Here is a 20516-nt window from a genome sequence, read left to right on the forward strand (position 1 = left end):
ATTATTCTTTTTCGTCTTCTAGTTTTAATCCTGGTTTTTCAGCTGTTTTTTTAACCCCGGTAGCAGCCTTATTTAAAAATTTCTTCGGTACAGTTCTAGAAGCTTTTGGTGCTTCATCCTTTTTATTCAGTTGTTTAGCATCGGCTTCTTTATCGGCTTTATTGATACGTCCAATTAAAGCGTCTCCAAAAAACTCTTCATCAGCTTTATACGGGGCTAAACCTTTTATAACAGGTAAAACATAAGGCGGGTCGTCTTTAAATAAGTCTTCAACAGATTTAGGACGCTCATCATCACGCCAGTCAAATCCTCTTAGTTTTCTAGCATTTTTAGGAAGGTCTTCCTCTGTATATAGTTTGCCTTCAAATTGTGTTATTTTTCTAAGTTCTACAACTTCTTTGTTTTCAAAATAGATTATGATATCTCCTGATTTTGATTTTTCAATACCAATTAATTCATCTTTATCATTTCTACTATAATTTATAGATTCTGCGTTTTTAAGAATATGCACTTCATTAATATCATTATTATCATCAAATAACCCAATCAGTCGTTTACCAGATATTTGATTATAGCCATCTTCACTAATAGTATCCTTACTAATTAAGAAGGCGTTATTAAACACAATAAGTGAATCTAATTTTTCCGTTTTAGGATTTGATTTTAAATGAATAGTATCCCCAGTCATTTGGTTGTCAACATTCCAAAGTATGGGTTTTCGTGCTGCCGAAAAGGCGTCTCCTTTATTAAGTCTAGCTAAGTTAATTAACTGTGTTAATCCTGATTTATGATCGGCATGAATCGAATCGGCTTTAGCACTAATGTCTGATTTATACACTTTACCATTATAAAACCCTCTGGTTATACGATGGTCTGCTTTACCAGTAATCATTAAGGTATCTGCGTGCATATAAATACTATCCGTTTCTTGAATAGTAATGGCTAAGGCGCGTTTTGTAATGTAAACAGAATCTTTGGCACGATATACTTCTGCATAATGACCTTTAATAATACTACTATTGATAGTATCAGTGACTGTAATATTATTGGTTGCTGATGCAAAATTACGGTTTCTGTCAAAAAAGATACTGTCACCAACTACCACGCGATTATCGTAGTCTATTCTTGAATTTCTTACAAAGTATCCCGTGTCATCAGTGGTATTATAAAAACCACGTTCACTATAAATTTTACTACTATCACCAACGATTGTTGAAGGACCATACATGTAGGCGTACCCATTATCTGAATAGTAGTCTAAGGTTTTTGTATTTAATTCGTATTGTGGATTTACTAATTTTACACTATCTACAAAACGGTATTTTTTTTCATTCATATAATAACGTCCGACACGACTAGTAATAGTCCCTGAAGAATCTCGCACTACTTTTCCTCCAGATTTATAATAGGATTCTTGATTAACTCTATTAAAATATAAAGTATCAGAGGTAATTGTTGATTGTGGATCTGTAAGTACGACATCACCACTAGCAAATGCTAATTGTGTTTTTCCAGAATACTCGACATATTTAGACGTTAAGTTAATGGTGTCTCCTTGTTTCATGTTTACATTACCATAGGCTTCTATAAAATCTTCCTTACCATAAAAAATAGCTCTGTCACAAAACATATCAATACCATCATGGTATATGTGGACTTGTCCTTGATCACTTCTAGTCAAGATACTTGCACCAGGAAAATTTTCTTCATCAATATCACCAAATGCACCAGAGTCTTTAATCTCGATGTTTTTTTGTTGGGCCATTCCTAATTGCATGATAAATACAAGGAATAAAAAGGGAGTATATTTAGTAAATTTCAAATTGCGACTGTTTGGTGTAAAAATAACGATTTAATAGACTTACTATTATGTATTAGGAATAATTTAAGATGAAAAAACCTGCTATTAAACTGAATAGCAGGTTTGTAATTTAAACGTTTATTTTGAATTACATAAAAATAGTTTGCTTTCTGTCTGGTCCAACAGATACTATTTTTATAGGTGTTTCTAATTCTTCTTCTAAGAAACTAATGTAATCATTAAGTTCTTTTGGTAGTTGAGACGCTTCACTCATTTCAGTTAAGTCTTCACTCCAGCCTTTAAACTCAGTATAAATAGGTTCTACATTTTCCGGTTCTATATTAAACGGTAAATGCGTAATTGTTTCGCCTTTATATTTATAAGCAGTAGCTACTTTTAAAGTCTCAAAACCAGATAAAACATCACTTTTCATCATCATTAATTGCGTCACACCATTAACGCGACAAGTATATTTTAAGGCTACTAAGTCTAGCCATCCACAACGTCTAGCGCGACCTGTTACAGCTCCAAATTCTTGACCAATTCTAGCCATTTCATCACCATCTTTATCAAATAACTCAGTTGGGAATGGTCCAGAACCTACACGTGTTGTGTATGCTTTAAAAATACCAAAGACTTCTTTGATTTGGTTAGGTGCAATACCTAAACCAGTACAAGCGCCTGCTGCAGTTGTATTACTTGAAGTTACAAATGGATACGTTCCAAAATCAATATCTAAAAGAGACCCTTGAGCACCTTCAGCTAAAATGGTTTTACCCTCTTTAAGCGATTGATGTAAATACGCTTCACTATCTATAAATTGTAACTCTTTAAGTTTTTCAATAGACTCGAAAAATTCAACTTCCATTTCATCTAGATCGTATTGTACGTCTACATTATAAAAAGCAATCATAGCTTCATGCTTGTTAGCTAAAGCTCTGTATTTTTCTTTCCAGCTATCCATTTCTAGATCACCAACTCTAATACCATTTCTACCAGTTTTGTCCATGTAAGTTGGACCAATACCTTTTAAAGTAGAACCAATTTTGGCTTTTCCTTTAGAAGCTTCACTAGCAGCATCTAATAAACGATGCGTTGGTAAGATTAAATGTGCTTTTCTTGAAACAATTAGTTTGGCCTTATAGTCAATATCAAATTGGTCTAAACCTTCTAATTCTTTAATAAAAACAACTGGATCGACTACGACACCGTTTCCAATAACATTCATAGCTTCTTTATGAAAAATCCCTGAAGGTATAGTACGTAGTACGTGTTTTATTCCGTCAAATTTTAAGGTATGTCCTGCATTTGGACCACCTTGAAAACGTGCTATAATGTTGTATTTAGAGGTTAATACATCGACAATTTTTCCTTTGCCTTCATCTCCCCATTGTAAACCAAGTAGTAAATCTACTGCCATCTTTAATTTGTTGTGTTGTTATTAGTTTTTTTTCGGTTTCCGTAAAAGTATAAAGAGTGTTTTGATATCTCGATATCAAACACTTCCTCTATTGTTTTTTTTATTGCTTGGATTCTAGGATCACAAAACTCTATGACTTCTCCTGTGTCTTGAAGTATAACATGATCATGTTGCTTGTCAAAATAGGATTTCTCATAATGTGCTTGGTTTTTACCAAACTGATGTTTTCTTACCAATCCACAATCCAAAAGTATCTCTATAGTATTATATAAAGTAGCGCGACTCACGCGATACTTTTTATTCTTCATATTATCGTACAAAGATTCTATATCAAAATGTTCTGAATTTGAATATATTTCTTGGAGTATAGCGTAACGTTCTGGCGTTTTCCTATGTCCATTGTCTTCTAAAAAAGAGGTGAAGACGTTTTTTACAATCTCTTGATTTTTTATATCTGTTTTTCCGCTCATAAATACCCAACAAATTTACATCTTTTTTTGAGGTTGTACTCATAAAAAAAGATAATTTGACAACTGTGTTATTAGACAGTTATTAACAACTAAACTTTAAATTCTAGTAACTTTATCAATACCATTGATTTTTTTAAGGTTATCTGTCAGTTTTTTTAGCATTGATTTATTATGAACTTTGACATTTATTTTTCCTTTAAAAACACCATCATCACTCTGAAAACTTATACTATTCATGTTGACATGCATGTTTGAGGATATGACTTTAGTGATTTCATTTACTAACCCTAAGTTGTCAATACCTGATAATATAATTTGAGCAGCAAATTCTTGTTGAGAGGAATCTATCCATCGTGCTTGAATAATGCGATACGCGTAATTAGATTGTAAACTAAGTGCATTTGGACAGTTTTTTTTGTGCACTTTAATACCGTCATTAATAGTAATAAACCCAAATACAGCATCACTGGGAATAGGATTACAGCAATTGGCTAATTTGTAATCTAACTTTTCTTCCTCTTTACCAAATACTAATAAATCATACTTATTAGTAATCTCTTCTTTATGTATATCGTCAGGATTAGTACCAGGCTTTCTGTTTATTTTACTTTTCAAAAAGCTGACTAACGCATTACTTCTAGACGCTGAATAGTCCTTAAGCATCGTGTTATCTATGCTTCCGGTACCAATACGATAGAATAAATCTAAACTAGTTTTTAAATTAAAATGGCTAACCATTTCATTAACAGATTTTTCGTTTAGGGTGATTTTAAGTTGTTTTAATTTTCGTCTTAAAATCTCTTTACCATCCTCAGCTATTATTTTAGTATCTTCTTTTAATAAGGATTTTATTTTTCCTCTGGCTCTTGCAGTCGTGGCATAATCTAACCAGTTTGGGTTAGGTTTTGCATTTTCGGAGGTGATAATATCAACTTGATCTCCGCTATTTAAAACGTGGCTTAATGGGACTAATTTTCCGTTTACTTTAGCACCTCTTGTTTTTTTACCAACTTCAGTATGTATACTAAACGCAAAATCTAAAGGCGTAGCTCCTTTTGGCAACGACTTTAATTCCCCTTTAGGGGTAAATACAAAAATTTCTTTAGAATATAAATTCAGTTTAAACTGTTCTACAAAATCTACAGCATTAGTAGAGGCATGCTCTAAAGCTTCTTGCAAACGGTTAATCCAGATGTCTAGATTATCTTCTTTGTCATCCGCATTTTTGTATTTGTAATGTGCAGCATATCCTTTTTCTGCAATTTCGTTCATGCGCTCACTACGGACTTGGACTTCTACCCAACGTCCTTTTGGCCCCATTACAGTAATGTGTAATGCTTCGTAACCTGTGGACTTTGGTGATGATATCCAATCGCGTAATCGAGTCGGGTTGGGTCTAAAGTGATCGGTAACAATTGAATATATTTTCCAAGCTAAAAACTTTTCGTTGTCTCTGTCACTTTTGTAGATAATACGAACCGCAAATTTATCGTATACCTCGTCAAAGGAAACCCCTTGCTTGTCCATTTTTCTTTTAATAGAAAAAATAGATTTTGGACGTCCTTTTATATTGTAATTTAAACCTTCTTTATCTAAAGATTTTTTGATAACATCATTAAACTCTTCAATATAAGCGTCTTGTTGTTCTTTACTTTCTTTTATATTGTGTAAAATGTCATTATAAATCTCAGGCTCTGTATATTTTAAACCTAGGTCTTCTAATTCCGTTTTAATATTATACAATCCAATTCTGTGTGCTAAAGGGGCGTAAATATATAAGGTTTCGGACGCTATTTTTTCTTGCTTGTCTGGACGCATACTGTCCATGGTTTGCATGTTATGCAAACGGTCTGCTATTTTTATAATGATAACCCTAACGTCATCATTTAAAGTTAATAGCATTTTTCTAAAATTTTCGGCTTGTAAAGACACATCCATGTCTTTCTCTTTACTTAAAGACGAAATTTTGGTCAGTCCATCAACTATTTTGGCAACAGTTTCTCCAAATAGATCTTCAATGTCTTTGACAGAATAATTGTCGTTGTCTTCTACAACATCATGCAATAGGGCAGCAGCAATAGAGGTCGCATCTAAACCAATTTGTTCGGCAACTATTTTAGCAACTGCAATTGGATGAAAGATATAAGCTTCACCACTTTTTCTGCGTTGATGACTATGGGCTTCCACCGCAACATCAAAAGCTTTTCTAATTAGTTTTTTATCGTCCGTAGATAAGGTGCGATAACTCACTTTTAAAAGATGCTTATAGGCTTTTGCAATTTCTGCATTTTCTTTTTCAATATCGATTTCTGTCATAAACTGTTCTCCTTCATTTAAAATAGAATGAATACTAAAAATACTACAAAAAAGTGAAAAGACAACACCTTAATGGCTAATTTGGATTAAAACTATATAATGTATTTTTTATAGGATAAAGTGTCGTTTTAAAAGATTACTGTTCTTTATAAACAGCCATTTTTAGCCCCATACCGTAATTGTTTAAACCTGCGTTTAGTAGGTTAGAGTTTGTAATGTTTTGTTTATCAAAAAGAACCCACTGTCCATTGTTGTGAAAAACACGTTTGACGTAAGTTGTTTTAGTCTCAATTTGATCAGTAAATGGTAATAAAGGTCTAAAGGTGGTTGATACTTTTACAATACCACGTCTGGTTTTAACCTCTTTGTATTTTTTATTAGGGAGTAGTTTTCCATTTTTATCTGTAAAACCTAGTACTTGTATGGATACATAAATACCGTCTTTTGGAACAAAAATATCAAAGCCTGAAACGTCAAATTCAAATATGGGTTTCGTGTTTTCTGTGGCAATAAAAACAACTTTTTCATAAGTTAAAACCGCTCCAGGGAACCCGTTTTTGTTTTCATAAAATTGGACTCTAAATAAAGTTGAAAAGCGGCGTTTGGCTTGTTTACTCTTACTTCTTTTTTTCCAGTCCTTCGCTTCCGTTTTTATAGGAAGCAATATTTTGGTTAAATGTTTAGGCTTATTGTCCTCATTGGGAAAAAATACCGCAATTTCACTTTCTATTGTTGGTAACCAACATTTGTAATAATCATTATGATCTGTTGGTTTTAAAGTGACTTCTTTATATTTTCCGGTAGGTCTAGCGATAACAATGACCTCGTCCAATAGGTCTGCTTTAGATTCTAAAAAGAATGTATCTTTTAGGGTGGCTGTTGCTAACTTTAAGTCTTTGTAGCCTAAAGCCGAAATAAATAACGAGTCAATATCTGAATATAATTTTTTTGTAAAGTGAAATTTACCTTCGTCATCTGCAAACAATCCGTTTCCGTTTCCAAATGAAATAGTAGCAAAAGAGACCGGTTCGTTGGTTGTAGATAGTAGTGTTTTATTTTGTGATTGACTTAAAAGTGAAATAAAACAAGTGAAAGCGAGAAGTAGGTGTTTTTTTGACATGGTCTAATTTAAAGATTATACTTAAATGATTCAATAATTATTCCAATAATTTGGAAATTAAAAAGCCTTCTAGAAATAGAAGGTTTTTTTAATTTAATTGAGTATTGTATTATTAGATTCTTGTGAGAACCTGAAACCAATTCAGGTTGACGACTTGTATATCTTAATTTTATTAATGAACGTCATTCCGAATTTATTTCGGAATCCCATTATCTTGGATTGTGGAGTTTTAAGTGAGAACCTGAAACGAGTTCAGGTTGACGACTGTAGTCTTATAATTCAAAGTTTATCATGAAAACCTAAAACCAATTCAGGTTGACTAAAACTTATTTAGACGCTTCAATCCACTGGTCTATTTTAGTTTCTAGTAACGCTAATGGTACACAACCTGGTTCTAATACTTGATTATGAAACTGCGCAATATCAAAACGATCACCTAAGGCTTGTTCTGCTTTAGCGCGTAATTCCATGATTTTTAATTGCCCAATCTTGTACGATAATGCTTGTCCAGGATTTGCCATATAACGTTCGATTTCCGAAATGATACTAGCTTCATTTTCTGCTTCATGGTCTAATGAGTATTTAATAGCTTGTTCTCTTGTCCAACCTTTAGTATGCATTCCTGTATCCACAACTAAACGAATCGCACGGTGCATTTCCATCCCTAACATTCCAAAATATTGATAAGGATCTGTATATAGTCCTAATTCTTTCCCTAGAGACTCGCAGTATAACGCCCAACCTTCTCCATAGGCACTATACCATAGTGTTTTTCTGAATTTTGGTAATTCTGTATCTTCTTGTTGTAATGAGATTTGATAATGGTGTCCCGGAATAGCTTCGTGTAAAAACAAGGCTTCGTCACTAAAGACGTTATATTTTGAAGCATCAGGAATTGGTGTGTAAAAAATACCAGGTCGTGTGCCGTCTAAAGAGCCCGGATTATATTCTGCACTAGCAGAGGCTTCTCTGAATTTTTCAGTTTGTCTTACTTCAAAAGCTGTTTTAGGTTTAACATCAAAGAGCTTGGCAATTTGCGGTTTCATAGTTTCATGTATCGCATTAAAATTGTCAATTATTTGCTTAGGTGTGGTGTATGGCGTTAAGTCTTTGTTGTTTCTAACGTAATCAAAAAACGAAATAATATCTCCTTCATAGCCAACTTGCGTCTTTACTTTTTCCATTTCGGCAAGAATACGCTTCACTTCACTTAGACCTAAATTATGTATTTGGTCTGCAGTCATTGTCGTTGTGGTGTATAACTTGATTTGATGCTCGTAATAGGCTTTCCCGTTTGGCGTATCGTCAATGCCACTAGTTGTTCTACCAGCTGCCATATAATCGTCTTTCATAAAATTGTAAAGCGATGTGTAAGCAGGAATAACTTTGTTTGACACCATATTAGCATAAGCTGTTGTCAAACGTGTTTTGTCTTCGTCAGAAAAACTGTCAGGTAAATTTTTAATCGGTGTATAAAATAGGTGATCCTCTAATGTCGTTTCTGCAATTGTTTTTAATTGTGGTACAACCTTAGCGATTAATGCTTTTGGTAAAACATGTTTGTTGTCAATCCCTGCTTTCATTTTTGTTTCAGCAGAAGCAACCCATTCTAAATATTGGTCTACACGTTGCAACCAATTATCATAATCTTCGACTGTTTTAAAAGGCTGAGAACTTGCACCACTTGCCAGAGTACCAACCGTTAGTTGTTTGGTCCACATTTGGTTTATAGGGGTGTAGTTTTCATTAAAATCAAAGCGTTCTAAATTAATATCGCAATCCCATATTAAAATGTCACGACTTAATTGTTGTTTGGCGTTAAGCTGTGAGTTGCTATAAGATGCCGCTTTAGATTTAAAATCCGAATAGTATACTTTTTCTTTCTCTGAAAAGGTATCTGTTAGCGTATTTGGTAAGCTATTATTGTAGCGATTATCTCCAGCCGATGTTGCACTTAATGGGTTTAATTTTAAACCTTCTTCATAAAAATCGTTTAGCATGATACTAAAAGCTTCGTTTTTTACTAAAGTTTCAGTAGGAGTGTTGTCTTTTACGGTTTTATCGTTTTTACAAGCTGTAAATAATGTAAAAACGCAAAGTAGGGTGAAGTAATGTTTCATTTTATGCTTTTTTGAAGGTGTGATTAAATGATTGCTATCATGTTACTTATTAATACCAACGCTTTTTCTTCTTTTTAGACGCTTCACTTTTACGTCCTTTTTTATGCTTACTACCAGATTTTGCTGATTTGTGCACAATAGGTTTTGCTTTTGGATCTAAAGGATAAGGATGATCGTCTATAACATCTAGTTGTAAATGAATCAGTTTTTGAATATCTATTAAATATGTTTTTTCGTCAGCACTACATAAAGAGTATGCCATACCTGATTGACCTGCACGAGCTGTACGACCAATTCTGTGGACATACGTTTCTGGTACACTTGGTAAATCAAAGTTAACGACAGCATCTAAATGATCAATATCAATACCACGTGCAGCAACATCTGTTGCAATTAAGATATTAATTTCTTTTTTCTTGAAGCGTTTTAAGGCGTCTTGTCTTGCTGTTTGACTTTTATCACCATGGATACTATCCGCTAAATAGCCATTTTTAAGTAAGGTTTTTTCTAATTTATCCACACCATATTTGGTACGTCTAAAAATTATAATGTTTCCTTTTATGGTATTGCGAAGCAGGTGTAATGCTAATTCTATTTTGTCCTTTTTAGGTGTGAAATAAAGTAATTGATTAACATTTTTTGAAGTAGAACTATTTTGCGCCACTTCAATACGTTGTGGCTCCGTTAAAATAGTACTTGCTAATTGTTCTACTTTATAAGGTATCGTTGCAGAGAATAGTAACGTTTGTTTTGTTTTAGGACAAAGACGTTCAATCTTTTTAACATCATCAATAAAGCCCATGTCTAACATTAAATCAGCTTCATCAAGGACTAAGGTTTGTACATAATCTAGATTAATTTCATCTTGCTTATGTAAATCCAATAAACGTCCCGGAGTGGCAATTAATATATCAATCCCTTTACGTAACTTTTCTATTTGAGGGTCTATTGATGCTCCTCCAAATATAACCGTACTATCAAGGTTGGTATACGTGGCGTAAGCTTCAAAATTTTCGGCAATTTGTATTGCTAATTCTCTTGTTGGACTTACAATTAAGGCTTTGATTTTTTTACCTTTTTTGGGACCGTCTTGTTTGTCATACAATAACTGTAAAATAGGTAATGCAAAAGCAGCTGTTTTTCCTGTACCGGTTTGTGCAGAAACAATCACATCTTTTTTGTTAAGTACTAACGGAATGGTTTTTTCCTGTACTAATGTTGGGTTATCGTATCCTTTTTCCGCAATAGCGCGCAAAATAGGTCTGTTAAGTTGTAAGTCTTTAAATGACATGTATTAATATTTGCTACAAAGGTAGTTTTTTCCACGCATTTAATAGTGTTTAATAGTTTAAGAATAGCCTAACGGTATTTACTCTTTAATTACGCTAACCGTGTAGGTTGCAACGATGTCGTTTTTGATTTTTAAATGGACATCATAAACGCCTTTACTTTTAAATTTGTAATTAAAAGACACCAAACCATTATCGTTTTTAAGGTCGGTAATTTTGAATGGAATAGTTTTAATACCAATATATTTAATCAGTGATATGTCTTTAGTCTCTAAGCTATTTAGAGATTTAAAGCGTATTGCTAAGGTGTCATTCTTTTTTATGGTTGTATTTAAGTTACTGGGACCAATCGGAATGATTTTGTGTGTAAATGTCTCGCCATAAACTATTGGAGACGCGCTATAGTCAGAGGTTATTAACGTATCGTTTAATAACCATTTTTTATCCAACGGATAATGGTTTTTAGCAAATAGAGTAGGGTCTGTTAAAAAATAGCCTAAGTTGTAATCTTTGATAAAGACATTGTTTACAAAATAGCCACTAGACCAGGTCGCGTCACACAAATACCATTTGTTATTTAATTTTACGGCATTCCAAGAATGATTGGCTAAGTCTAAAGATGTCACATTGGCGGTTGTAGAACGTCCATAACCATTGACCATTTTACAATCTATATCCACTAAAAAACAAAGCTCTTTAATGAGATAAGCATAACCTGTACACATGGTTTTTTTATGCTTTAATAGTTTTTTAAAGGCTGTTTTTTGATAGTCATTATTCCATTTTAAATAGGATAGACTATCGTTTTTAAAGCGTTTACGTTGTTTGCTAACTTTATTATCTTGATTAAGATCGCCTTTTATATTAGTACAAACCCAAGTATAGATTGCTCTAAATTTTTCGGCATCATTATCTAGTTTGTAAGTTAAATTATGCGCAAGTAATGGTAAGTTTTTTAAACTAGCATTAGCATTTAATTTAGCAATATTATCAGCTCTAGTAAAATCGATAGATTTAAAATCCGAAACTTGCGCAATAGTTAATTTAACTATGAAAAAGAAAAATAGTATGAGTCTGTTTTTCATATAAATAGCATTAATCCTTTTTAGAAGAATACACTTCTTTAACAGCCACTTTACCCATTAAAATATAAGAGTCGTTGTTTAAACTGACATTTAATACCATGTTTGCAGTTGCATTGTTATTCTGAATCGTCATTTTTTTAGATTCGTAACCAACGTAACTAAAGATTAATATGTCTCCATTTTTTACTTTTTTAGGAAATACAAAATTACCATCAAAGTCAGATTCAGCTCCAGTAGCAGAACCTTGTAAAACAATATTGACGCCTGGTAATGGTAAGTTGTTTTCGTCTACTATTGTTCCTGTTACAGCATTATTTTGGTTAGTTTGATTCACTCTGATATTAGGTGTCGTGTCTTTTGTAACGGTATCCTGTGCTTTGACACTAGTAAAAGAAAATAGCGCTAAGCACGCTAGACCAATAGCGCTTATAAAACTGAATTTACTTTTTGTGACGTGTGTAGGATACGCTGTTAATTGTGTGCTTTTAAATCGACCACAAGTATTTTGAGTGTCTTTTTTATTGAAAAAGCTTGCGATGTCATCAGTATTCATGGTTGTAAAGTCAATCACTTCTTTTGTACAAGACTTACAAAAGCCACCTTTTGGTGTTGGTGCAAATTGATTGAAGTTTTCCGAGCAAGGTGTCGTAATGTCTAAGTTGATTTGATTTTGCATGAGCTATAGGTTTAAATGTTAATATACATCAAACTTATATAACTAAGGGGAAGATTAAAAAGGGTAATGAGTAAACTATACTTTTCAATGAGTAAAGTCTCTTTTTTAGTAGATTTACTTAAAGTGATCGAGTCAACTGTTTGATTTTGTAGAAAAACGGATTAGTCTTGTTCGCCTTCTGGTGCTTTGGCATTGTCAGGATTTGTTCCTTTTAAAGCATATATATAAGCTGTTACTTGACCAACTTCTTCTGGAGATAATTGATATCTCCATGCAATCATACCTTTGCCCGGAGTACCACCAAATATTATAGTTTGTGCAATGTCTTTTTTGCTTCCACCATGGAGTGAATAGTTATCGGTTAAATTAGGGCCGATACCCCCTTGACCATGTTGTCCGTGACAAACGTTACAATTATTGTTATATATTATTTTTCCAAAATCAATACTAGTATCATTATCTGCGATTTCAAGTATTTTAATGTTTTTTTCTGCGATAATATTATTCCAATAAGAGGTTTTTATTAGTTGTTTTTCTTTTTCAATATGGATCTCTTTTTGAAGAGTTTTACTTGTTGGGATTTGCTGTAAGTAAGCTATCAAAGCTAGTATTTCGGTAGTGTTATTAGCATTTGGATAGGTTACTGATTTAGAAATGATGTTGGCTTCATTAATTAATGTTTGCCAAATCAGATTCTGATCTGTTTGTAATTTATTAGCTGTTGTGATTTGTGATACGACTGCTTTAGTAAGTTGATTGGTTTTTAGTTTTGGGTATGCAGGCATTTCTGCGTTAAAAGCAATTATTTTTGGGTCATTTAAAAAATGAAACAGCCAATCGTTAGAATACTTTCCGCCTAATCCATCAAGGCTAATCAGTTGTTGTGTTTGATTTTTTATTTGTTGCGTATGACATTGACCGCAAAGTTCTCGAGTATAAATTTTTTGACCATATGCTGCTAAAATGTTTTTTTCAACAGTTGGGATAGCTGTATAGATTGCTGTGTTTTTTTTGATTGAACAACTTACTGAAAAAGTAAGAATAGCTATACATAAGAATATGATGGATATGTATCGTCTCATTAAAGGCGGTGTTTCTCTATCTAAAGTGCGTCGTAATAAAATTTGATTTTTAAATTACTATAGCAAGTTAACTAAAAACCGACTTATATTTTACTGTCGTTTTAGTTAAATTGGCTGATAACGATTTTAACCACAGTAATTGATTGTTAATTAAGTGAGCTTCCTGGAGGTTTAATAACATGTTGTCATCAATTTTGGTTTGCCCAGCTTCAATATCACTGTCTCGTTTTAAAGATAAATTATCATAGCGTTTTTGTAGTTTTTTATGCGCTTGATATATTTTGTTTTCTTCGGAAACAAGAACCGTTTTAGTGCTTTCTAATTGCGAAGCAGAATGCAGTAATGTTCCTGTAATCCCTTCGATAATAGTATCAAATTCTTCTGAAGCTGGTGTTGTACTATGATTTAAAATATAACGTCCAATCGAAGCTATCGCAGATAATATGGTGTGGTTTAGTGTGACCATCTCATATATTAAAGCCGATTCTTTTTGTTTAGATTTTGGATCTTGTGTTAACCTTTGGAATGCTGCATTTAGATTACTCATCGCTAAAAAAGCCTCTTTTCTGGATACTTTATAAGCTAATGTGTTTTCTTCCTTGTCGTGGTAGAGCTTTTTGGTCGCTTTTAAATAATTACTGTTAGAGGTAATTACAGTGGCTAATACTGTGTCTAGGTTTTTGTATTCCCAACTCGGGAACAATAGGTAATTGGCTATCACTGCTATTATGGCGCCAATTACGGTGTCTATTACACGATATTGCACTACAGTAAAAGCGTCAGGATCTATAAGTGCATATACAAATACAATGTGTAAGGTTATAAAGGCGGCGCCTACTTTATAGCTTTGTTGTATTAATGAAAACGCAAACGTTAAAGAGACAATCGCTAATACTAAATAGACCGTTGTGTTTTTGGTGATTACTATAATTGTTGTGGCAATTATAGCACCAATTAAGGTACCGATGATTCTATTTTTAGAGCGCTCTTTGGTTAACCCGTAATTGGGACGCATGATCACAATTATGGTTAGAATAATCCAATATGCATTTTTTAAATCCAAAACACTTCCTAAAAGAAAACCAAATACAATGGCACAAGCCAATCGTAAAGCATGCCTCAGCATTGGCGATTTTAAACTAAAATGCTGTACTAATATATTTAGTCTGTAATCTTGAGAGGTTAAAAACTGTTTAGATTCCAGAGGTTTTAAAGAAGCCTTCGCATTGTTTTTTACTTTGGTTAAAACGCGTCTGATAACTTTTACTTCCTGGAATAATTGCTTCTGATAATCTTGAAGGTTACGCATCGTAATTGCACCTTCTCTAGCTTTAGGTAGCGTCACTTCTGTAACATAATCCTGAATTGCAGTCTCTGTGTCGGCAGCTATTTTATTTAATAATTCAATATCAGGAAGATTGCCTTTTTTTATGAATAATTCAGATAATTTGATAAGGTGATTTCCTAGCTCTTTATTTAGTTTTTTAAAGGTATTTAAATGCTTTTTTTCTAAGCCAAATAGGGTGTCAATTTTGGTGTAATCTAAAGTGTTTGCTAAGGCTAACTCAAAAATATCGATTAAGGATATAAATATTAAGAGGCGTCTCTCATTAGAAAAGGAACGTCCAGAACGTTTTCGACCCTCTAAAAGTAGCTCTCTTAAGGTTTCGTGTTTTTCACTTATTTGGGTTTGAAGGACTAATGCTTTTTTAGCATACTTCTCCCGTTTATTAGGCTTGGTTAATAGCTTGGCTCTTATTTTTAAATATTGGCCAGTAAGCGATAATGTATCCGATAATAATTGGTCATCGTCTTTTCTAGGAAACACCCAATTAGACAATAAAGACACTACTAAATACCATAAGCCACCAACGCCAATTAAGCCGACGTGTAAAATAATAGATTGAAAATCGGGCTTACTAACCGCTAAACCTAATACAATCGCGAGTAATCCTGAAAATGATATTAAAGAAGCTCTGAAACCATAAGCAGAAATTAAACTAACCGCAAAACTTAAAACAGCAATGGCAATTAGTAGAATAATAAAAACGGGTTTGGTTAACAGGATTATAAACGTTACCAACATGGTTAGTATAATACTAATTAAGATGCCGTTTATTTTACGTCTTAAGCTTCCTGGGACATCACTTGGGGCGTTTAAAAATGTCCCTAGAGCAATGGCGGGCGCGTAAGCAAACAAGTCTATTAAATTAAAAACAGCTAATGGTAAAACAATAGCAACGGTTAAGACTACACCTCTATAAAAGCCTGAACCTTTAAGAAATAACTCGATGGTTTTTAAATGATTTTTAATCTTATTTCGCATTAAAACAAAGGTAGCTTTTAATGCCTTTCGGCGAAATTAATCTTGTGTTAATTATAATTGCAACAAACCAAATTCTTTCAGCTTTTGCATAGGTTTAGAAAACCAGAATAATTCAAAATCGTCTAACTGCGTTTCGAAGTCTTTTTTTAACGCTGAAAAAGAAACACTTTTGCCACTTGTTGGTTTTAGCGTTTCTAGTGTGTCAAGCAACCATTCGCCTTCAGGCTTATTTAATGTCATTTGAAGACGCTCCGTTTTATCATGAAACGTCAGGTCTAACAACTCATTTATAAACCCTTTTTTAGTTTTTGTGCGCTCTGCAACTAATGGTAAGTGTCCTAACCATACAATTTTTGCAGTTGGTTTTGTGGTTAATGTGGTTTCGATATTTAAACAATCTTCAATATGAAAAGGTGCAATTGAGGTCTGCGGAATCTCAAAATCAAACCATTCTTGTAAATCCATATCAAAACCAATCCCGTGCATAAAATTGAATAACGATTTTTTTAAACCGAAACTGAATTGGCTATGATCAATACCTGTGCTATCCGTAAAATCAATATCATTATTGGCAAACGAAATAGATTTATAATTTGGCGTGATACCATATTCGGTAGGATTTAAACCAATCGGACTGTGGGCTGTTAATGCAAATTGATGCCAGAACCCAGACTGAATAATTCCTAATTCAAATAACTGTCGGACCATCTCTAAACTATCAACCGTTTCTTGTACCGTTTGTGTCGGATAGCCATACATTAAATAGGAGTGGACCATAATGTTGGCTTGCGTAAAGTTACGCGTCACTTGCGCGACCTGCTCCACCGTTACACCTTTATCAATTAGTTTTAATAGTCTATCTGATGCCACTTCCAAACCTCCAGAGACGGCAATGCAACCTGAGGCTTTTAGTAAATAACATAAATCTTGTGTAAAGTTTTTTTCAAATCTGATGTTAGTCCACCATGTGACGGTAAGTTTTCGTTTTATAATTTCTAAGGCTAACGCTTTCATTAACGCAGGTGGTGCCGCTTCATCCACAAAATGAAATCCGTTTTCTCCAGTTTGCGCAATTAATTGCTCCATACGATCCACTAAAAGGGCTGCTGCAATGGGCTCGTAAATCTTGATATAATCTAAGGATATGTCGCAAAACGTACATTTTCCCCAATAACAGCCATGTGCCATTGTTAATTTATTCCAACGTCCATCACTCCATAAGCTGTGCATGGGATTAGCAATTTCTATAACCGAAATGTAATCCTCTAGCAATAAGTCAGAGTAGTCTGGTGTGCCTACTTGTAGTTGTTTATATTCTGGTCTTGTGGTGTTGTTTTTATAAACGACTTTCCCATCTTCTAAAAGGAAGGTGCGTTTGTACTGTTTTTCTTTGCTACTGTGATCAGTGGTTATTGTAGTGCTTCGACTGCGCTCAGCATGACTGGTGTTGTTGCTATTTGGGTCATTGGTTATTGTGGTGATTTGACTGTGCTCAGCGTGACCTTTGTTGTTGCTATTTGGGTCTTTGGTTATTGTAGTGCTTTGGTTGCGATCAGCGTGAACTTTGTTGTTGCTGTTATTGTCTTTGCTTATTGTGGTGCTTTGATTGTGATCAGCATGACCTTTGTTATTGCTATTTTGGTCTTTGGTTATTGTGGTGATTTGATTGTGATCAGCGTGACTATTGCTATTTTGGTCTTTGGTTATTATAGTGCTTCGACTGCGCTCAGCATGACTGGTGTTGTTGCTATTGTGGTCACTTGTTATAGTAGTGCTTGGACTGCGCTCAGCATGACCTTTGTTATTGCTATTTGGGTCATCGTTTTCTAGATTGTTTTCTAGATTTTTTTTTAGATCAGTTTCGGAAGGACTTTGGTTGTCATTAGACTGACATACGTTTTGGTATAATAACGCAATGGGTAGCTCGCCATCGTCTAGCGTAATAAAATCAAAGAAATCAAAAACACGTGTGTCTGTTACTTGACGTAGCTCGGTATTTGGAAAACCACCACCAATCGCAATTTTAATCTCTGGATAATTTACTTTTATAAATTGTGCACATCTAAACGCGCTGTATAAATTCCCTGGAAAGGGTACCGAAAAACAGATTAATTTTGGTTGTACGGTTTTTAATTTGTCCTCAAGAAGTGCCAGTGTTAACTGATCTATAAATGTAGGTGTGTTTTGTAGACTGTCGTAAAGTTCGTCAAACGCATTGGCACTTTGTCCTAAACGCTCGGCATATCTGCTAAATCCAAAATTAGGATCGATACATTCAATAATAAAATCTGATAAATCTTCAAGATATAAGGTGGCTAAATGCTTGGCTTTATCTTGCATGCCCATTTCTCCAAATGCCCAGTCCATATCTTCTAGTTGTTCAAATCTAGAGGCTTGTGGTAGGAAGTTTGTCGTGCATATTTGTCGTGCTAAAGTTTGATTTTTGCCTTGTAGAAATAATATAATAGCATCCAAAGGCTGTAAATAATCATCTTTTAACGTGTAAATACGTTGCCCATTTTCTGTCGAAATGGAGTCGTTTTCTATGGCTAAATCAAAAAGTTTTTCAAAGGTCTTTTTACTGAATAATTCTAAAATCACCTCAATCCCTAAATCCATCTGAAAGGCAGACACCCCAATAGTATTTAAAAACCCTTTTAAATATGCGGTGGCAGGATAAGGCGTGTTTAATTGGGTAAAAGGTGGTGTTATTAGTAAAAGATCTTTCAAAAAAATGGCTTTAAAAATAGATTGGCGCAAAGATAACTTAATTGTTAGCTATCAGATTTGTGTTCTATTAGTTTTTTATAAAAGCCGCTAGTTTTTGACGTTTTTTTAGTGGTATGGCGTCATTGTCTATAATTAAGGCTAATTGTGATTGGTCTTTTTGTTTAGAAAACAATAGGGTAAACAGTTGTGCTGTGGTTAGACTGTTGGTTGCCGCTTGCACCAATAACATGTGGTCTCCGGGTTTTACAAGCCCTTCTTCTAAAATACGGATATAGGTTCCTGGGCGTGCATGATTGATAAATTGTTTAAGAATGGTCTGTGTGCCAAACCGTATACCTAATTTAAAACAAGGTTCCCTTGGTTGTGTCACTTGGACTAGGGCGGTTCCTATTTTATAAATATCACCAACCCTAATTTTAGTTTCGTCTAATCCTTTTACGGTTAGGTTTTCGCCAAAAACGCCATAATTAAACGCTATGTTTGGGTATAGGTTTTTCCAATAGTCATAATGGTCTTCCGAAAATAAGTAACAGGCTTTAAAAATGCCACCATGATGTTTTCTGTCGGAAACCTCGTCACCTTTTACGTCTTCTTTTTCTAAATAAATACCAGCATCTGTTGGGTTTTTGTACATGCCCGTGGTTTGCTTTTTTCCATTCCATTCAATGGTTGTTGGTTTGGCGATGTTAGTAGAAGTGATTTTCATAAAGGACAATTATACTTTAAAATACCAAAAAGGGATGGTTATTATGGTGTCTCGGGTTTGTGTACTATCTGTTGTTTCTAATCGAAAAATACTTAAGTCATGCTTTCCGTCTTTAAGAGTATTAAGTGGTAATACCGTTTCAAAACCATTTTGGTTATTGTTGTGTCTTGTGTATATAAAATCAGGATTGGTATACTCTAAACTATCTATTTTAAAGCTGTAAATACGTGCTATTGTTTTGATGTATTCTAGTTTTAAGCTGTCATTGCTTTTTTGGGATGAAGCATCATGCATACCCATGAACATTGCCGATTTAAGACCACGAATGTCTTCTTTAGGTTTTAATGACGGATTAAAGTTAAAAACAGCATCTTCAACTCCTTTTTGGTAATCAATAAAAACAGGCAAATACGCTGTGTTTATAATTTTAGAAGGAATGGAAGCCATTTTTATAAACAAGTTTTTATCAGAAATACTTTCGTCATAATTGTTATTGTTTGCTATAAATGCGTTTGAATTATCCGTTGGAGAAAAATAGTTAGATCTGTTATAAGAGTAGGAGGATGCCGTTATAATTAAAAAATAAATAGGTATTAATGCAAAGCTTAAGCGTTTTCCAAATTTGTTGTCTAAAAAATTATGTACTAATGGTCGATATAAAAACGACAGTGTAATAAAGCTAAAGACCCAATAAAACGGAAAGTAAATTTTGGCCAACCATTTGTTTTTTTTCAAATACCCTTGAGTCAAAAAATCAATAAAAGTTAAGAGCATTCCAAAGATAATAAATAGTAATAGCGCTATTCCAATAACATATAAAATAACAGGTCTTTCTTTGTGATCATTGATTAAAGAATAGGCGACAAGTGTAATGGCTGCAAAAGTTAAAAATATGGAAAGAATATAAAAAATCAATAAAAAAGAGACAGCGAATAAAACACTACAATAATCTTCTAAGGAAGCAATATACTTGTCAAAAGAGCCTGTTTTTTTACGTAAATAACGGTCAAATTTAGGTCTGTAGTTTAATGTTTTATAATCAATATCTCCAGAGACATAACGCAAACCCAAAGCTCCAATCCATAAGCCTCTAAGCACGACGTGCAGTAATAGTGTCGTAATTAAAATCCAACATGACATTAAAACGATTGTTATTGTAGTAAGATATAACCAATTGTTTTCATTTCTGGCAATCGATTGGTATAGTTCTAAAGGCCCAAACACTTGTGTCAATCCATAAATTGCAAACCCAGAGATAATTAATTCTAACTGCCAACTTTCTTGTTGTAGTTTATCTAACCAAGCTTTAAAGGCTTTGGATCTATAATTATTTTGCATGGGTTTACTCTGGTTGGTTTCTGTAAATATAGAGTAA

General features: G+C 33.7%; 14 protein-coding genes. All 14 read right to left on the bottom strand.

The window, feature by feature from the left end; all coding sequences use genetic code 11:
• Window position 1: 1 nt before the first annotated feature.
• The 14 genes from H0I26_RS07790 to H0I26_RS07860 all read right to left on the bottom strand — a co-directional run bounded on the left by H0I26_RS07790 (window position 2) and on the right by H0I26_RS07860 (window position 20479).
• The gene (locus H0I26_RS07790) at window positions 2-1822 is read right to left on the bottom strand and encodes an OstA-like protein (RefSeq protein ID WP_256935296.1); all 1821 of its coding nucleotides are present in this window, start codon (window positions 1820-1822) and stop codon (window positions 2-4) included.
• Window positions 1823-1949: 127 nt separating this feature from the next.
• Window positions 1950-3221: an adenylosuccinate synthase gene (locus tag H0I26_RS07795; RefSeq protein ID WP_218701715.1), complete on the bottom strand. Its 1272-nt coding sequence runs from the start codon at window positions 3219-3221 to the stop codon at window positions 1950-1952.
• Between the two features lie 2 nt (window positions 3222-3223).
• The gene (locus tag H0I26_RS07800; RefSeq protein ID WP_101017641.1) at window positions 3224-3691 is read right to left on the bottom strand and encodes a Fur family transcriptional regulator; all 468 of its coding nucleotides are present in this window, start codon (window positions 3689-3691) and stop codon (window positions 3224-3226) included.
• 96 nt (window positions 3692-3787) lie between these two features.
• Window positions 3788-6007 carry a RelA/SpoT family protein gene (locus H0I26_RS07805; RefSeq protein WP_218701716.1) on the bottom strand — a complete coding sequence of 740 codons (2220 nt, stop codon included), beginning with the start codon at window positions 6005-6007 and terminating at the stop codon, window positions 3788-3790.
• Window positions 6008-6143: 136 nt separating this feature from the next.
• Complete coding sequence (locus tag H0I26_RS07810; RefSeq protein WP_218701717.1) at window positions 6144-7127, bottom strand: carboxypeptidase-like regulatory domain-containing protein; 984 nt, start codon at window positions 7125-7127, stop codon at window positions 6144-6146.
• Window positions 7128-7453: 326 nt separating this feature from the next.
• Entirely contained in the window at window positions 7454-9247 is a 1794-nt protein-coding gene (locus H0I26_RS07815; RefSeq protein WP_218701718.1) for a DUF885 domain-containing protein, read from the bottom strand.
• 49 nt (window positions 9248-9296) lie between these two features.
• Window positions 9297-10538, bottom strand: a complete 1242-nt coding sequence (locus tag H0I26_RS07820) for a DEAD/DEAH box helicase (protein WP_218701719.1) — start codon at window positions 10536-10538, stop codon at window positions 9297-9299.
• A gap of 78 nt (window positions 10539-10616) precedes the next feature.
• Complete coding sequence (locus H0I26_RS07825) at window positions 10617-11621, bottom strand: transglutaminase domain-containing protein (protein WP_218701720.1); 1005 nt, start codon at window positions 11619-11621, stop codon at window positions 10617-10619.
• A 10-nt stretch (window positions 11622-11631) separates the two neighbouring features.
• A complete protein-coding gene (locus H0I26_RS07830; RefSeq protein ID WP_218701721.1) occupies window positions 11632-12297 on the bottom strand; it encodes a carboxypeptidase-like regulatory domain-containing protein in 666 nt (221 codons plus the stop codon).
• Between the two features lie 161 nt (window positions 12298-12458).
• Entirely contained in the window at window positions 12459-13379 is a 921-nt protein-coding gene (locus H0I26_RS07835; RefSeq protein WP_218701722.1) for a c-type cytochrome, read from the bottom strand.
• A gap of 67 nt (window positions 13380-13446) precedes the next feature.
• Window positions 13447-15705 carry an FUSC family protein gene (locus H0I26_RS07840; protein WP_218701723.1) on the bottom strand — a complete coding sequence of 753 codons (2259 nt, stop codon included), beginning with the start codon at window positions 15703-15705 and terminating at the stop codon, window positions 13447-13449.
• 51 nt (window positions 15706-15756) lie between these two features.
• Entirely contained in the window at window positions 15757-18435 is a 2679-nt protein-coding gene (locus tag H0I26_RS19685) for a radical SAM protein (RefSeq protein WP_256935297.1), read from the bottom strand.
• A 67-nt stretch (window positions 18436-18502) separates the two neighbouring features.
• On the bottom strand, window positions 18503-19141 hold the full coding sequence (locus tag H0I26_RS07855) for an MOSC domain-containing protein (protein ID WP_218701724.1): 639 nt from the start codon (window positions 19139-19141) through the stop codon (window positions 18503-18505).
• A 9-nt stretch (window positions 19142-19150) separates the two neighbouring features.
• Complete coding sequence (locus H0I26_RS07860) at window positions 19151-20479, bottom strand: hypothetical protein (RefSeq protein WP_218701725.1); 1329 nt, start codon at window positions 20477-20479, stop codon at window positions 19151-19153.
• Window positions 20480-20516: the final 37 nt, after the last annotated feature.

Origin of the sequence: Olleya sp. HaHaR_3_96 (genome assembly GCF_019278545.1) — a bacterium.
Lineage (GTDB): Bacteria > Bacteroidota > Bacteroidia > Flavobacteriales > Flavobacteriaceae > Olleya.

Coding starts and splice junctions, on each gene's coding strand:
- H0I26_RS07795 (WP_218701715.1), bottom strand. CDS start 3,221: ATGGCAGTAGATTTACTACTTGGTTTACAATGGGGAGATGAAGGCAAA.
- H0I26_RS07800 (WP_101017641.1), bottom strand. CDS start 3,691: ATGAGCGGAAAAACAGATATAAAAAATCAAGAGATTGTAAAAAACGTC.
- H0I26_RS07805 (WP_218701716.1), bottom strand. CDS start 6,007: ATGACAGAAATCGATATTGAAAAAGAAAATGCAGAAATTGCAAAAGCC.
- H0I26_RS07810 (WP_218701717.1), bottom strand. CDS start 7,127: ATGTCAAAAAAACACCTACTTCTCGCTTTCACTTGTTTTATTTCACTT.
- H0I26_RS07815 (WP_218701718.1), bottom strand. CDS start 9,247: ATGAAACATTACTTCACCCTACTTTGCGTTTTTACATTATTTACAGCT.
- H0I26_RS07820 (WP_218701719.1), bottom strand. CDS start 10,538: ATGTCATTTAAAGACTTACAACTTAACAGACCTATTTTGCGCGCTATT.
- H0I26_RS07825 (WP_218701720.1), bottom strand. CDS start 11,621: ATGAAAAACAGACTCATACTATTTTTCTTTTTCATAGTTAAATTAACT.
- H0I26_RS07830 (WP_218701721.1), bottom strand. CDS start 12,297: ATGCAAAATCAAATCAACTTAGACATTACGACACCTTGCTCGGAAAAC.
- H0I26_RS07835 (WP_218701722.1), bottom strand. CDS start 13,379: ATGAGACGATACATATCCATCATATTCTTATGTATAGCTATTCTTACT.
- H0I26_RS07840 (WP_218701723.1), bottom strand. CDS start 15,705: ATGCGAAATAAGATTAAAAATCATTTAAAAACCATCGAGTTATTTCTT.
- H0I26_RS07855 (WP_218701724.1), bottom strand. CDS start 19,141: ATGAAAATCACTTCTACTAACATCGCCAAACCAACAACCATTGAATGG.
- H0I26_RS07860 (WP_218701725.1), bottom strand. CDS start 20,479: ATGCAAAATAATTATAGATCCAAAGCCTTTAAAGCTTGGTTAGATAAA.